Raw genomic sequence first — 14,908 nt, forward strand, 5'->3', positions numbered from 1 at the left:
CGATGAATTCAGACGATATTCAATTAATTGCATTTGAAATTATTTTGCATAGCGGTAATTCACGGACCATGATTCATGAGGCGTTCGCGGCTATGCGTGTTGGTAATTTTGACAAAGCCGATGAACGATTGAAGGCTTCAAATGACGAATTATTACTAGCACACCAATCACAAAGCGATCTCTTAAAGAAATATGCCGGTGGCACAAAGATCGAGATGGAGATCATTTTAGTTCATGCCCAGGATCACTTGATGACCACGATGACATTACGCGAAGTTGCGTTGGAAATGGAGCATCTTTATCGCAATCAGGCTGCTGCAGGGGAGTTGAAAAGCAATGAACCGGAAGATAAAGGCAAGTGAGAACGTACAAACACAAACAACAACGACTATTGATAAAAATCGCCAAGCACTTAGTTTGCAAAGTATGCGGTTCAATCGATTTTTGGGTATTCGCTATCTAACCGCTGTGTTCTTCTTTGCTAATCTTTGGTGGGCAATCATTGCTAACAATCTTTGGAGCAAGTGGCTGCCAGTGGGGTTGATAATTCTTGCAATTCCGGTGATTTATGAACAAATTAAACTCTTTGGAACCCCTACGCATCACTTGCCATACACCACGCTTTATTTCTGGTGCCAAACATGGGTGAACATTGGCCTCAGTATTTTGATCGTGACGCCACTATTTAATGCGTTATACCCCTTCATTCGCGATACGAATAATAATCGCGGTGTTGTTCTTTTGATTTTGATGATCGGTATTGGCCTTGGTGTCTGGTCTTTACGCCGACTGCATTTGATTAGACAGGACAAGGATCGATTTTATAGTCGATTGCTGGCTTATCAAGCAACACTTCACAAGTAACAAACTTTGCGGCGCAGAAGCTTTTCAACACAAAATGGTTAAATGTCGGTCATGAGATTTAGGACCATTAGGTGTCATTCTTGATGTCATCTCAAGTATTACCGCGCTGGCCCGCTCATAAAAGTAGGAGGGAACAGTAATGGAAAATAACGGACGCTTTTTCAATTTTATGACGAAGACCTTGCTTAAACCCATGTCGAAGGTAGCCCAGTATCGGATTGTACGTGCGGTCATGGCAGCCGGCATGGCAAGTATTCCTTTCACAATTGTCGGCTCAATGGTATTGGTTCTTAATGTTATTCCTTTAGTTTGGCCGGTGACAGCCGGTTTTTGGAACGCCACCTTTATGAAGTTCAGTGATCTTTATATGGTTATCAACACAGCGACCATGGGCATCTTAGCAATGTACTTTGCGCTGGCGATCGGCTATGAGCTGACCAGAATCATTCAAACAGAGGATAAGCTGAAAGTTGCACCGCTAAACGGCGCGTTCTTGTCACTCTTTGCCTTTTTCATGTGTTTACCTGAACTGGTTGTCAAGGGCGGAAAGATCATTCTACTCAACTCTATTACTTCAAAAGAGAAAGTGATCAATGGGTTTAGAATGACGGCAACGATCGATCGTTTGGGAACTTCAGGCATTTTCACAGCAATTATTATGGCGATTGTGGCTGTCTATTTATACAAGTTTTGTGTCAAGCATAATTGGACGATTAGAATGCCGGAAGCTGTCCCTGAAGGTGTTTCCCGTTCTTTCACTGCTTTGATTCCAACCGCTGTCATTGCCCTTGTTGTGATGGTCATCAATGGTTCGCTTGTCTTGTTGGGGACGGATATTTTCAAAATGATTTCAATTCCGTTTAGTTTTGTCACCAATCTGACGAGTACATGGATCGGCGTCATCATCATCGAATTCTTGATCCATGCCCTGTGGATTGTCGGTATTCATGGTGCAAACATTATCAGTGCCTTTATCACTCCAATTTTATTGACGAATATGGCCGCTAATGCAAAAGGTGCACATATTCCGTTTGCCGGGGAATTCAACAACTCATTTGCCATTATGGGTGGCTCCGGTGCCACACTCGGCCTTTGCCTTTTCATTGCCTTTGCTGCACGCTCGGAACAGCTGAAGGTTTTGGGGAGAGCGTCTTTGGCACCAGCATTTTTCAACATCAACGAACCGCTGATTTTCGGCTTGCCAATTGTTTATAATCCATACCTGGCGATTCCATTTTTCTTGGCACCGATGGCAAGTGCTTCATTGGCCTACGCCGCCTTTTATTTCCGATTAATCAATCCGATCATCACACAGGCACCATGGCCATCACCAATTGGCTTCGGCGCATTGATCAGTACCGTTGATATACGAGCGGTGATTGTAGCCATCTTGTGCGGCATCGTGGCATTTCTCATTTGGTTTCCGTTTATTAAACTGTACGATGCTAAATTGGTCAATGACGAAAAGCAGGTTGCTGCTGGAAAAGAGGCTGAAGCATAGCACTCTCAATCGCATGACTATCGTTGTATAGCCAAAAGGAAGCTGTTCGCAAGATGCTGGAACAGTTTCAGCTTATTAGGAGCTTGCTTTTTAGATGATTCAAAGGTATACAAAAAACCGACATCAATCGCGATGTCGGTTTTTGTGGTTCAAATCAAGTGATAGATTATGGCAAAGCTGCAAAGATCAGCGCGCCAGCCACACCGCCTGCCAGTGGGCCTAAAACCGGTACCCAGGCATAGGGCCAGTCGGAGTCGCCTTTGTTGGCAATTGGCAAAATGGCATGCGCCAGCCGCGGGCCAAGATCTCGGGCCGGGTTAATGGCATAACCGGTGGTGCCGCCAAGTGATAAGCCAATCGCGGTGATCAGGATGCCGACGCCGATTGGATTCAGGCCGTCTGTCCATTTGCCTTTAGTGAAGGCCAACAGTCCGAAAATCAAGACAGCAGTGCCGATGAATTCGGAAATGAAGTTGGCCGCGTAACTGCGAATGGCTGGGCCAGTAGCAAAGACGCCTAAGGTTGCTGCAGGATCTTTGGTAGCTGCCCAGTGCGGGTAGTAATGCAGCCAGACAGCAGCTGCTCCGAGCAACGCACCCAGTAACTGGGCGATAATGAAGGGCAGTACCCACGCCCAAGGGAAGCGGCCAATCGCCGCAAACGCTACGGTGACTGCCGGATTAAGGTGTGCCGGTCCTAAGAAGGCGGCGGTATAAACGCCCATGGTTACGGCCAATCCCCATCCTAGGGTAATGGCAACCCAACCGGCCCCATTGGCTTTGGACTTGTTCAGCGACACGCCTGCGACCACACCATCGCCAAGGAGGATCAAAACGAAGGTACCAATGAATTCACCTAATGCTTGTGTCCACATATGGGTGCCCCTTTCTAGGCTTGAGGAGCCGAAGCCGGCGCCTTCTTCAAGTCATCCAACCGACTCTCACTGATCGCTTGTTCCAAATCAGCCAATTGTTGTGCCTTTGTGGCTTCGTCCCAACCCAAGATGCGGGCCATTTCGTCTACCACCGGCTGTTTCAAGTCAGCCAGCGTTTCGGCATGGAAAAGAATGGCATTGGTCCGGCGCAACAGGTAATCAACCGGCGTCAGCGTCATTTCTTCATTGATTGAATAGCGCAGACTCATGGTTTCCTTGAGACTCAGACCCGGTGCCGGCTGGCCGTCAGCATACGTGACCACGCGACTGATGTTGGAGCCGTAGCGATTGGCAAGGTCGGCCGCATCCTTTTCAGGCATGCCAGCGTCAATCCCGATCCGGGTGTAGAACGCAATCGTATCGTCAACGTTGGTCGGATCAAAATGACCGCCGGAGACTTGAAGCTTTTTGGAGTCAACGGTGCGGGTTTCGGTCGCAAATTTTTCAGCCAAGACACGACGAATCAAGGCGAGGGCGCCAGCCGCCATTTTCCGGTAGTCAGTGATCTTCCCACCGGACAGCGTGATCATGCCATCATCGGCTTGGCGCAGCGAACTACCGCGAGAAATCTGGGATGGGCTTAAGGATGCTTCGGCATGGGCGGTTTCCAGCTTGGAAATGGCGTGCTCAACATCGGATCGGGTCGCTTGGTTGTCTTCGTAATCGTTAACGACTTTGACCAAGGCCTCAAACGAATCATCCGAAACCTTACCAGTGTTAGCGCCACCGCCGTTATAATCGGAGCTGCCGTTGTTGGCAATCAGTGACCGCAGACCGGCCCAGCTGGCCTCGATGTCGTCGATCGTGATGTGGCTTTCCGGGAAGCGCTTGTTGATCACTTTTAGCAGGTAATCCACATCGGCTTGTTCGACACGCGGATGCTTGAAGTCGCCGGTATAATCGGTATCGGTCGTGCCAAAATAAGTCTTGCCTTCACGCGGCACCACGAAGAACATCCGGCCGTCATTCAAACCGGTATCCATATAGGTCGGTTGCGGTACCGGCAGACGTGAACCATCGACAACCAAATGAACCCCCTTGGTTGGGCGCAGCGTCGGAGCCTGATTTTCGTTCTTGTCGAGCGCTTTAAACTTGTCGGACCATGGCCCGGTGGTGTTGATCACGAGTTTGGCATGAATGTCGAATTCGCTGTCATCCAAAAGATCCTTGACGCGCAAACCGATGACTTGGCCAGCGTCATTGTGCAAGACACCGATCGCCTTCACGCGGCTGGCCATGAGTCCACCGAGTTCAGCCGCTTCTTTGATGTTTTCGATAACCAGGCGCGCATCATTGTTCACGAAGTCGAGGTAAACGCCACCGCCTTGCAGCCCGTCTTTTTCCAGCTGTGGTTCACGTTGTAGAATTTCATCTTTCGTAACGGTGTAGTTGGCGTATTGCGAGCCTTCAACGTTTGCCAGTCGATCATAAAGATCCATCGCGATTTTGATGCTGAACATGTCGAAAGTACTGCCAGGTTCCTGGAAAATCGGCAGTAACATCGGGAATGGCCGCGGAATGTGCGGGGCGATGCCTTGAACAACGGCTCGTTCCTTGACGGTATCGGCGACGACGCCAACATCAAACGTCTTGAGGTAACGAATGCCGCCGTGGACCAGTTTGGTCGAACGTGAGCTGGTTCCTTCAGCAAAGTCCTGCATTTCGATCAAGCCAGTCTTGATGCCACTTGCGGCCGCCTGAATCGCCACCCCGGCACCGGTAATGCCGCCACCGACAACCAGAAGATCCAGTTCGGTTTGCTTTAATTGTTCAATCGTTTGCTTGCGGGTTTCCTTTGAAAATGCCATTTTGATAAGCTCCTTTTGAATAATGATTGAATGATATTTTTAAAAAGAATTAGTTGTGATTTTTCGTATGCTTGTACATCTGAGTGGCGGCAACCGCTTGCTTCCAGCCTTCGTACAGATAGTCACGATCGACAGCATCCATTTGCGGTTCGAACCGCTTGCCGACCTTAACAATGCTTTGCAGTTCATCGGTGTTGTTCCAGAAACCGGTGGCCAAGCCGGCAAAGAAAGCGGCGCCCATCGCAGTAGTTTCAAGGTTAGCGGCCCGCTCGATCGGAATCCCCAGAATATCCGCCTGGAATTGCATCAGGTAATCATTGTTGGCGGCCCCGCCATCAACGCGCAGTGCCGGAATCGGCATACCGGTATCGGCGTTCATTGTGTCGACAACATCGCGGGATTGATATGCAAGCGATTGCAAAGTTGCCTTAATAAAATCTTCGCGGGTCGTGCCGCGGGTAATACCAAAAATGGCACCGCGGGCATCGGAATCCCAGTAAGGAGCCCCTAAGCCGGTAAAGGCAGGAACGACATAGACTTCATTTTGACTTTTTGATGCCAAAGCGGCGGCTTCTGAATCACTTGAGCGTTCGATCATTTTCATTGCATCGCGCAGCCATTGAATGGCACTGCCGGCAACGAAGACCGAGCCTTCAAGTGCGTAGGTGACTTTGCCATCAAGACCATAGCCGATGGTGGTCAGCAGATTGTGATTGGAAAGGGTTGGCTTGTCGCCGGTATTCATGACGATGAAGGCACCGGTTCCGTAAGTGTTCTTGACCATACCCGGTTGAATGGCCAGCTGACCGAACAAAGCGGCTTGCTGATCCCCGACCATGCCGGCGATCGGAACAGTGCTGCCAAAGAAGTGATAAGCAGCGGCATCACCATAGATTTCCGAGTTACTGCGGACTTCCGGCAACATTTGCTTAGGAATGTTCAAAATGCGCAGAATCTCATCGTCCCAATCCAACTTATGAATGTTAAACAGCATGGTACGCGAGGCATTGGTGTAATCCGTGACGTGAATCGCGCCGCCGGACAGCTTCCAGGAAAGCCAGGTGTCGATCGTTCCAAAAAGCAGTTCACCTTTTTCCGCACGTTCCTGGGCACCCGGAACGTGATCCAGAATCCAGCGAATTTTGGTTGCTGAGAAGTAAGAATCAATCAGCAGGCCTGTAGCATCGTGAATAAGATCGTCGTATCCATCGGCTTTGAGCTGATCAGCAATCTCGCTGGTTTGCCGTGATTGCCAGACAATGGCGTTATAAATCGGTAAGCCCGTTTGCTTATCCCAGACAACCGTGGTTTCCCGCTGATTCGTGATGCCGATTCCGACGATTTGCCGCGGTTGAATATGTGATTCAATGAAAGCCGTGGCAATCGTTGACAGGGCAGCGTTCCAAATTTCGTTAGCGTTATGCTCTACCCAGCCAGGATGGGGAAAATACTGCGGAAACTCGCGTTGTGCATCCGCCACTTTTTGCCCATTATGGTCGATGATGATGGTCCGCGTGCTGGTGGTTCCTTCATCAATCGCTAAAATATATTGTTGTTCGTTTGTCACGATTAGCTACCTCCAGTGAAATATAATTGCACACAATGAAAACGTTTCCGATAATAGTTATACCTGATCGCCGGGACGAATGCAAGCATTATGCTTATATAAATCATAAGTTATTTTAACCATAAGACCTATATTCGCAATTGAGAATATAGATTGCTTGTTTTTCGGTGAAACTGCGCCCCGACTAAACAGAAAACCCGGCATGGCGGCCGGGTTAGGTAGGGCTGATTAGATGAGTTGCTTGAGCTGATAAATGTGGTCAAAAATTTTGTCTTCCTGTCGCCGATCGTCCCAAGAAAAATTGTGCATGGTGCTGTTCGGCCGGTTGATTTTTTTATACAGAACCGTTGGATTGTAAGCATACTTGCCGCGGGTATGGGCAACATATTCGGCAGTGAAGTCATAGTCTTCAGCAATCCGCAACTGCTCTTTGTAGCGAATGTTGCCGGCATCCAAAGCGGCGTGGGAAAAGGCTTTGTTCCAGATATACCCGCCGATTTCCGTTCCGTGATGGGAAACCTGTTCAAACATTTCGGCCTGGGACAACAAGCGGAACCGATCCGGACCGCCGCGACTGCGATGCCACCAATCGTAACCAACCGCGGTCGCAACGACGCCTGGGGTGAAACCGCGGACAAGCGTCTCGGCAAAAGTCGGCGCGATTAAATCGTCACCGTCAACAAAGGCAATAAACCGGCCATTGGCGTGATCAATCCCGAAGTTGCGGGCGGCGCCGATCCCACGGTGACGATCAAAAGCCGTAGCGTGGTAAGTTGGCACGCCGCGCACAAAATCGGCCGCTGTTTGTGCCGTTCGGTCCGATGAAGCATCATCGATGAGCCACAGTTCCACATCAATTGTCTGTTCCTGAATGGTTTTAAGGGTAGCCGGCAGATACCGGCCAAGATTATACGTTGGCACAATAATGGATATGTCTAAATTTGTCATAAAAACCTAAACCTCCTTGGCGGCACCTCAATTATGCACGGCGCCTAAGCGGTTAAATCATTGCAATATCGAATCTTTGCTTTGATCATTATCGTCAGATTTTGGTAGGCGTCAATTAAAACGACTTGGTTGCCCGCAAGCACGCTGATCAACTTGGCATAAGCAGCAGTGGGATATTAAAATTTTAGTAAAACACAACTAGATAACACAGCAAGGGACGGACATATGTCTCAATCCAAATAAAATATTTTGACAATAGCGCTTCCATTTGCGTGACTTTTTTAGTAAAATAAAAACGGTTACAAAAATCGTGAACAAATTGACTTATCTGTTTTAAATATAGGAGGAATTTAGAGTGAACAGTACAGATGTCACGAAAGGCTTTACGGAGCAATTTGGTAAGCAGGCGGAGCATACGTTCTTCGCGCCTGGGCGAATTAACCTGATCGGCGAACATACCGATTACAATGGCGGGCACGTTTTCCCTTGCGCGATTTCGCTTGGTACTTATGCCGCAGTTGGTGCGAATGAAGACAATGCGTTCCGTTTGTATTCAGCCAACTTTCCTAAGGTAGGGATTATTGACATTCCGTTCCCGGATCTTTTTCAGGAAAAGCGCGGCTTGTGGACGGATTATTTCCAAGGCATGGCGCGAGTGATGAAGACGGCGGGGATTAATTATACCCACGGCTTGAATGTTTATATTAATGGTAATTTGCCGGATGGCGCGGGCTTGTCGAGCTCAGCTTCATTGGAAATGCTGGTCGGCACGATTCTGAACAATCTTTTTGACGGTGGATTTGCCCCGTTGGATTTGGTTAAGTTCGGCGTGAAAGTCGAAAACGATTATATCGGCGTTAACTCCGGGATCATGGATCAGTTTGCCATCGAAATGGGCCGCGCCAACCAAGCAACACTGCTGGATACGAACACGATGAAATACGAATATCTGCCAGTTGAAATGGGCGACAACGTGATCGTTATCATGAACACCAATAAGCGTCGCGAATTGGCTGATTCCAAGTACAACGAGCGCCGCAGCGAATGCGAAAAGGCTTTGGCAATGCTGCAAAAAGGCATTGACGTGAAGAGCCTTGGCCAACTGACTGAAGACGAATTTGACGAAAACACGTATCTCATTTATGACCCGATTCTGATCAAACGTGCCCGCCATGCGGTTTTTGAAAACCAACGGACACTGACGGCGGCACAAGCACTGCAAAAAGGCGACCTGACGACCTTCGGCAAGCTGGTTTCCGCATCTGGGGTTTCCCTGGCATTTGATTATGAAGTTACCGGCGTTGAACTCGATACTTTGGTGACCAACGCCTTGAAACAACGCGGCGTCTTAGGGGCACGGATGACTGGTGCCGGTTTTGGCGGCTGCGCGATCGCGATTGTTAACAGCGCTGACGTCGAGGACTTTATTAGTAACGTTGGCAAAGCTTATACTGAGAAGATCGGCTATGATGCGCACTTCTATGTGGCAGACATTGCCGACGGAGCTAAGCAGTTAAACTAGCGCTGACGAAATATATCAGTTAGTGCAGACGGATGCGGAAGCAAAAAGTAAAGGAGAAAATATTAACATGACAATTGCAGTTTTAGGTGGCGCAGGCTACATCGGTTCACATACGGTTAAGCAACTATTGGCTGACGGGGAAGATGTCATTGTTTTAGACAACTTGATTACCGGTCATCGCAAGGCGGTTGATCCGCGCGCCCGGTTCTACCAAGGCGACATTCGCGATTACCACTTCCTGAGCCAGGTTTTCAGCAAGGAAAAGATCGACGGCATCGTGCACTTTGCGGCCTTTTCAATTGTGCCAGAATCCATGAAAGATCCGCTGAAGTATTTTGATAACAACACCGGTGGTATGATCACCCTGCTTGAAGCGATGAACCAGTTTGGCATTAAAAAGATTGTCTTCTCATCGACTGCTGCAACTTATGGCGAACCGAAGCAGGTGCCAATTAAGGAAACCGATCCGCAAGTGCCAACCAACCCGTACGGCGAAAGTAAACTGGCCATGGAAAAGATCATGCACTGGGCCGACATTGCTTATGGTCTGAAGTTTGTCGCACTGCGGTATTTCAACGTGGCTGGGGCAATGCCGGATGGTTCGATTGGTGAAGATCACCATCCGGAAACCCACTTGATTCCAATCATCTTGCAGGTTGCGGCAGGCACCCGTACCGGTCTGCAAATCTATGGCGATGATTACCCAACCAAGGACGGCACCAATGTTCGTGATTATGTACATGTGGTTGATTTAGCTGATGCCCACGTGTTGGCATTGAACTATCTGAACGCAGGCAACCAGTCATCGGCCTTCAATATCGGCTCCGCTCATGGCTTCTCGAACTTGGAGATTTTGAATGCTGCCCGTAAAGTAACCGGACAGAAGATCCCGGCAACCATGGCACCGCGGCGTGCAGGCGACCCAAGTACCTTAATCGCCAGCTCGGACAAGGCCCGCGACATCTTAGGCTGGAAACCGAACTATGACGACATCGACAAAATTATCGAGACTGCCTGGAACTGGCACGAGAATCATCCGGAAGGCTTTGGTGACCGTAATTGACCGCAATTACCAATCATATTGAGACCATTATTAAGCTGAATCCTGATTATACCCACATGGACGCCGTGTACCTGACCAACAAGTTGCTGAACCTAATCGGGGATGCAGCACTGGACCTGCCAGGTGACGAGGATCCGTTGGAAAATCTGGATTTGATGGTTCAAGCCGCCCAGGATAACGGTAAAATTCCGGATTCACTGTCAGCCCGCCAGATTCTTGAAGCGCAGCTGATGGATTTTGCCACGCCAACTCCGAGTCGTGTTAACCAGATGTTCTGGGATAAGTATCAAGCCGGCCCGCGGGTCGCAACTGACTGGTTCTTTGCTTTAAGTCGGGCGAATAATTACATTCAAACCCGGGCGATTGCCAAGAACCTGGTCTTTCCGGCCAAAACCGAGTATGGCGATCTGGAAATTACGGTCAACCTCTCCAAGCCGGAAAAGGATCCGAAAGACATTGCTGCAGCGGCGCACGCTCAATCCGGCTACCCGGCCTGTGCATTGTGCCTGCAAACGGAAGGCTATGCGGGTCGCAGTAATTTTGCCGCACGCACCAACCACCGGATTATCCGCTTCCTGTTAGGTGGGAAAACCTGGGGCTTCCAGTACTCGCCTTATGCGTATTTCAATGAGCATGCGATCTTTTTGGATGCCATCCATGAGCCCATGGTGATTGATCAAAGCACGTTTGAAAATCTGCTGGCGATTGTGGCCATGTTCCCGACGTATTTTGTCGGCTCCAACGCTGACTTGCCAATTGTTGGCGGTTCGATGCTGGCTCACGAGCATTATCAAGGTGGGCGGCATACGTTCCCGATGGCTAAGGCACCGATTGAGACCCAAGTCGAGATTAGTGGCCATCCGCATGTTTTCGCCGGTATCGTGAAGTGGCCGATGAGTGTCATTCGCTTGGTCAGCGCTGATCGCGAAGAGTTGGTGAATGCCGCTGAGCATGTTCGGCAGGTATGGGATCAGTATACGGATGAATCCGTTGACGTGCGGGCATTTGTGGACGGTAAGCCGCACCACACCGTAACGCCGATTGCCCGTCGTGTCGGCTCCGAATACCAGCTTGATCTGGTTTTGCGTGACAATCAGACCAGCAAGCAGTATCCTGACGGTATTTTCCACCCGCATCAGGATGTCCAACATATTAAAAAGGAAAACATCGGACTGATTGAAGTGATGGGACGCGCCATTTTACCAGCACGGCTCAAGACGGAATTGGCTGAAGTGCAAAAATATTTATTAGGTGAAGCCAATGACATGAAGCCGATGCACAAAGCATGGGCAGACCAGCTTAAGGCCAAATACCAGTGGACGCCGGAGAATGCAGAGGCTCAGCTGCAAGAAGCCGTGGGCCGCGTCTTTGCCCGCGTGCTGGAAGATGCCGGCGTGTTCAAACGCGATGAAATCGGCCAGGAAGCGTTTGGCCGCTTCTGCCGCACACTTTAAGCGCACCTTTTGGCAGCACAGTCAGGGAAACGGAGGGAATCGATGACCACGATTACAGATATTGCGAAGGCGGCGGGGGTGTCGATCGCTACGGTTTCGCGAATTTTGAATTATGACGCGACGCTGGCTGTGACGCCAGAAACGCGGCAGCGCGTTTTGAAAACCGCTGAGAAACTAGCGTATAAACCGCGACGACGCAAACGGGTGCCCACTCAGACAACGGTAGCCCTTGTCCAGTGGCGCAGTGAACAGGAAGAACTGAATGATCTTTATTACCTGCAAATTCAATATGCGATTGAAGCCAAGGCGGCTGGCGTCGGCTACCATTTGCAGAATTTTCACCTTGAACAGCTGGATAGCGACAGTGTTACCAACATCCAAGGCATCATTGCGTTAGGCAAATATGACGCCGGCGAAGTGGCTAAAATGAAAGCACTGGGACTGCCGGTGGTCTTTGTTGATCAGAACATGCTGGCGTTCGACTGCGATTCGGTTACCGCCGATTATGCCGGGCCAATTAAAGAGATCATTGCGCATTTTCGCAAAGTCGGCATTGACGATATTGGCTTTCTCGGCGGACTTGAGACCAGTCGCAGCGGCCGCGAGCAGTTTCAGGATGTGCGCACGGTAACGTTTGATCGTGTGGCGAAAGACGCCGGATTCGCACGCCCTGAGTTTCGGCTGATCGGCGAATTTACGCCGGATTCAGGTTACCGCTTGATGAAAAAGGCGATCGAAACGTTAGGCGATCAATTGCCGCACGGCTTCATTATCGCCAATGACACCATGGCGGTCGGCGCGTTGCGGGCGTTGAACGAGGCTGGCTTAGCAGTGCCGCAACGGGTGTCTGTCATCAGCTTTAACGATGTGGCGGTCGCCAAGTTCACGACCCCGCCACTGTCCACGGTTCATGCTGCCACGGATCAAATGGGGCAGACTGCCGTTGAGTTACTGCAGGCAAGGCTGGGTGACGCCAAGCGGGTGCCACGCCAAGTCAATTTTAAGAGTGAGCTTGTGATGCGGGCTAGCAGTTTGTAGCGTATGCATCACTGATTAAGGAGGGTATGATGGACGTTTCAGTTGAACAATACGGTCAGTACCAAGGACACGACTTGTATGAACTAACATTGACCAATGATCAGGGAATGGTAGTCAAACTGTTAAACTACGGCGCCACTTTGGAAAAAGTGCTGCTGCCGGAAGCTGACGGGTTGCACAATATGATTCTTTCGCTGCCAAGTCGTGAGGATTACTCAAAAGAGCGTAATTTTCTAGGCGGGACGGTTGGCCGCATTGTCGGCCGGATCCGCGGTCACGTTTGGCAACACGGCGATGTCAAAGTCGACTTGCCCATGAATGAAGGCAACAATCACATTCATGGCGGGGATGATGGTCTCGATCGGCAAGTTTACAACTTCCGCATCGAGAAAACGGCAACGACCGCCAGCGCCAGCTTCACGTTTGTCGATCCGGACGGCCACAACGGCTATCCCGGCAATCTCAAACTGCAAGTCACCTATACGCTAACCAACACGAACGCCTTACAGTATCGCGTTGATGCGCTAAGTGACGCGGAAACGCTCTTCAATCCGACTAACCATACTTACTTCGCGTTGGATCAACCAGCATCGATTGATGACACGACGTTGACGATTCCAGCTGATGACTACAAGCCATTAGACGCCGAACACCTGCCAAATCAAGGCTGGCAGCCGGTATCCGGCACTGTGTTCGATTTTCGCCACGGCCAAAAACTCGGCGATGTCATCCACACCCGCGCCGATCAAATCACGTCCGAACGCGGCATCAACCATCCATTTCTTTTGAAAAACGGCAAAACACTGGCGGCCAAGCTTCAAACAGCCAAGCACACTATGACCCTAGTCACCACGGCACCAAGTGTGGTTGTCTACACCGCCAATCACTTCGATGGCACGGGTATTCCTCACAACATCAAACAATTCGACGGTGTGGCCCTTGAATGCCAGTTTGCGCCGGTTAGCGGGGATGACCTCTCGGCGATTACGCTGTTGCCAGGGGAGCCGTTTACGTTGGCGAATACTTGGACGTTTGAATAAGGCATAGTGGTTTTTAATTAGTGGGTTATTTGCACAGAAAGAAGCTTTCCTTGATGGGGAAGGCTTTTTTCTTGTGCTTGGATGTTAATGGCATCAGGTTATGCGTCATAGATGGCAAAAAGCGAAATCAATGGTAGTCAATTAAATTGAGGTCCATTTGTTTAAACCTGTTCTTTTTTGTTAGGAAAAATTATGTCGTAAATAATCTACATGATTAATTTGCAAAGTTTCATAGATTGTCTAAGTACTTACACAACAAGGGGTTAAACTCTCTATAAAATTTATTCAATATTTTGCCAACCTTTTTGAAGATTTTCTTGACTACTGAAAACGCTTGTTTATAATTAAAAGTGAACAGGAACAAACAATAGTTAACAAATTACTGACAGATGATTAAGCGGTGGCCGACGGAACTTTTTGATTCAAAATTGGCATTTCCCCAGATGTTGTTCATTTAAAAAACATCCGATCGATTTTGTAACGCCGCTCAGTCAGACTGGTTTTTGATCTAGTTTTTGAAAGCGCTATAAAAGACCTATCCTGGTTTATTTTGTGAGGATGATCAGGTTTGCAAATAGCATGACGCAGAGCAAAAACACACCGTCAGTTTCTGTTCACGCTGCGAATAATATTTTTATAAGGAGGTGAAAAGTGATGGCTGCAAATATTGTTTTTACACGAATTGACAACCGTTTGGTTCACGGCCAGGTTGGGGTTACATGGACACGCGCCGTTAATGCAAACTTGATTCTGGTTGCTAACGATCAGGCTGCTAATGATCCGCTTCAGCAGAAATTAATGGCAACGACAGCTGATTCGTCAGGTGCAGGAATTCGTTTCTTTACGGTTCAACATACCATTGACATTATTGGTAAGGCTGCTGATCGTCAGCACATCTTTATCGTCATTAAGACACCGGCTGATGCTCGCAAGTTAGTTGAGAATGGTGTGCCAATCAAGGAAGTCAATGTTGGCAACATGCACTTTGCTCAAGGCAAGACAGAAATTACTAAGAAGGTCTATGTCGATGAACAAGACAAAGAGGATCTGTTAGCAATTGTGAACGCTGGCGTCAATATTTTCATTCAGGACTATCCGGGTGATAAGAAGACACCAATTACTGCTGACTTGTTAAAGAATGTCAAATAGTCAATAGATTAAATTGGAGG

General features: G+C 49.1%; 13 protein-coding genes. 9 read left to right on the plus strand and 4 right to left on the minus strand.

The window, feature by feature from the left end:
- Positions 1-2: 2 nt before the first annotated feature.
- From LHUE1_RS08645 to celB, 3 genes are all read left to right on the plus strand, one after another.
- Positions 3-362, plus strand: a complete 360-nt coding sequence (locus tag LHUE1_RS08645; RefSeq protein WP_049171062.1) for a PTS cellobiose transporter subunit IIA — start codon at positions 3-5, stop codon at positions 360-362.
- On the plus strand, positions 337-864 hold the full coding sequence (locus LHUE1_RS08650; RefSeq protein WP_080978127.1) for a hypothetical protein: 528 nt from the start codon (positions 337-339) through the stop codon (positions 862-864). Before LHUE1_RS08645 ends, LHUE1_RS08650 begins: the two co-directional genes overlap by 26 nt.
- A gap of 139 nt (positions 865-1,003) precedes the next feature.
- The gene (gene celB, locus LHUE1_RS08655; RefSeq protein WP_025012752.1) at positions 1,004-2,365 is read left to right on the plus strand and encodes a PTS cellobiose transporter subunit IIC; all 1,362 of its coding nucleotides are present in this window, start codon (positions 1,004-1,006) and stop codon (positions 2,363-2,365) included.
- A 166-nt stretch (positions 2,366-2,531) separates the two neighbouring features.
- On the opposite strand, the gene LHUE1_RS08660 is transcribed toward celB, so the two are convergent.
- The 4 genes from LHUE1_RS08660 to LHUE1_RS08675 form a co-directional block, all read right to left on the minus strand.
- Positions 2,532-3,239, minus strand: coding sequence for an MIP/aquaporin family protein (locus tag LHUE1_RS08660; protein ID WP_049171027.1), 708 nt, complete (start codon positions 3,237-3,239; stop codon positions 2,532-2,534).
- A gap of 14 nt (positions 3,240-3,253) precedes the next feature.
- Entirely contained in the window at positions 3,254-5,107 is a 1,854-nt protein-coding gene (gene glpO, locus LHUE1_RS08665) for a type 1 glycerol-3-phosphate oxidase (RefSeq protein ID WP_279280243.1), read from the minus strand.
- A 49-nt stretch (positions 5,108-5,156) separates the two neighbouring features.
- Positions 5,157-6,674 carry a glycerol kinase GlpK gene (glpK, locus tag LHUE1_RS08670; protein WP_049171032.1) on the minus strand — a complete coding sequence of 506 codons (1,518 nt, stop codon included), beginning with the start codon at positions 6,672-6,674 and terminating at the stop codon, positions 5,157-5,159.
- Between the two features lie 228 nt (positions 6,675-6,902).
- Positions 6,903-7,622 (minus strand): glycosyltransferase family 2 protein, encoded by a 720-nt coding sequence (locus tag LHUE1_RS08675; protein WP_049171035.1) that lies wholly within the window; start codon positions 7,620-7,622, stop codon positions 6,903-6,905.
- A 355-nt stretch (positions 7,623-7,977) separates the two neighbouring features.
- Between LHUE1_RS08675 and LHUE1_RS08680 the strand changes: the two genes are divergently transcribed.
- The 6 genes from LHUE1_RS08680 to agaB all read left to right on the plus strand — a co-directional run bounded on the left by LHUE1_RS08680 (position 7,978) and on the right by agaB (position 14,888).
- Complete coding sequence (locus LHUE1_RS08680) at positions 7,978-9,144, plus strand: galactokinase (RefSeq protein ID WP_010493473.1); 1,167 nt, start codon at positions 7,978-7,980, stop codon at positions 9,142-9,144.
- Between the two features lie 67 nt (positions 9,145-9,211).
- A complete protein-coding gene (gene galE / locus LHUE1_RS08685; RefSeq protein ID WP_277848320.1) occupies positions 9,212-10,207 on the plus strand; it encodes a UDP-glucose 4-epimerase GalE in 996 nt (331 codons plus the stop codon).
- Positions 10,204-11,661 (plus strand): UDP-glucose--hexose-1-phosphate uridylyltransferase, encoded by a 1,458-nt coding sequence (locus LHUE1_RS08690; protein WP_277848319.1) that lies wholly within the window; start codon positions 10,204-10,206, stop codon positions 11,659-11,661. Before galE ends, LHUE1_RS08690 begins: the two co-directional genes overlap by 4 nt.
- A gap of 42 nt (positions 11,662-11,703) precedes the next feature.
- Positions 11,704-12,699: a LacI family DNA-binding transcriptional regulator gene (locus tag LHUE1_RS08695; protein WP_049171042.1), complete on the plus strand. Its 996-nt coding sequence runs from the start codon at positions 11,704-11,706 to the stop codon at positions 12,697-12,699.
- A 29-nt stretch (positions 12,700-12,728) separates the two neighbouring features.
- Complete coding sequence (locus LHUE1_RS08700) at positions 12,729-13,739, plus strand: aldose epimerase family protein (RefSeq protein WP_049171044.1); 1,011 nt, start codon at positions 12,729-12,731, stop codon at positions 13,737-13,739.
- 654 nt (positions 13,740-14,393) lie between these two features.
- Positions 14,394-14,888 carry a PTS galactosamine transporter subunit IIB gene (gene agaB / locus LHUE1_RS08705; protein ID WP_025013201.1) on the plus strand — a complete coding sequence of 165 codons (495 nt, stop codon included), beginning with the start codon at positions 14,394-14,396 and terminating at the stop codon, positions 14,886-14,888.
- Positions 14,889-14,908 lie beyond the last annotated feature (20 nt).

Origin of the sequence: Lacticaseibacillus huelsenbergensis (genome assembly GCF_029726355.1) — a bacterium.
Taxonomy (GTDB): Bacteria; Bacillota; Bacilli; order Lactobacillales; family Lactobacillaceae; genus Lacticaseibacillus; species Lacticaseibacillus casei.

What these genes read in the sequence shown, in the direction of transcription:
- LHUE1_RS08645 (WP_049171062.1), top strand. Translation starts at nt 3, where the DNA reads ATGAATTCAGACGATATTCAATTAATTGCATTTGAAATTATTTTGCAT.
- LHUE1_RS08650 (WP_080978127.1), top strand. Translation starts at nt 337, where the DNA reads ATGAACCGGAAGATAAAGGCAAGTGAGAACGTACAAACACAAACAACA.
- celB (WP_025012752.1), top strand. Translation starts at nt 1,004, where the DNA reads ATGGAAAATAACGGACGCTTTTTCAATTTTATGACGAAGACCTTGCTT.
- LHUE1_RS08660 (WP_049171027.1), bottom strand. Translation starts at nt 3,239, where the DNA reads ATGTGGACACAAGCATTAGGTGAATTCATTGGTACCTTCGTTTTGATC.
- glpO (WP_279280243.1), bottom strand. Translation starts at nt 5,107, where the DNA reads ATGGCATTTTCAAAGGAAACCCGCAAGCAAACGATTGAACAATTAAAG.
- LHUE1_RS08675 (WP_049171035.1), bottom strand. Translation starts at nt 7,622, where the DNA reads ATGACAAATTTAGACATATCCATTATTGTGCCAACGTATAATCTTGGC.
- galE (WP_277848320.1), top strand. Translation starts at nt 9,212, where the DNA reads ATGACAATTGCAGTTTTAGGTGGCGCAGGCTACATCGGTTCACATACG.
- LHUE1_RS08695 (WP_049171042.1), top strand. Translation starts at nt 11,704, where the DNA reads ATGACCACGATTACAGATATTGCGAAGGCGGCGGGGGTGTCGATCGCT.
- LHUE1_RS08700 (WP_049171044.1), top strand. Translation starts at nt 12,729, where the DNA reads ATGGACGTTTCAGTTGAACAATACGGTCAGTACCAAGGACACGACTTG.
- agaB (WP_025013201.1), top strand. Translation starts at nt 14,394, where the DNA reads ATGGCTGCAAATATTGTTTTTACACGAATTGACAACCGTTTGGTTCAC.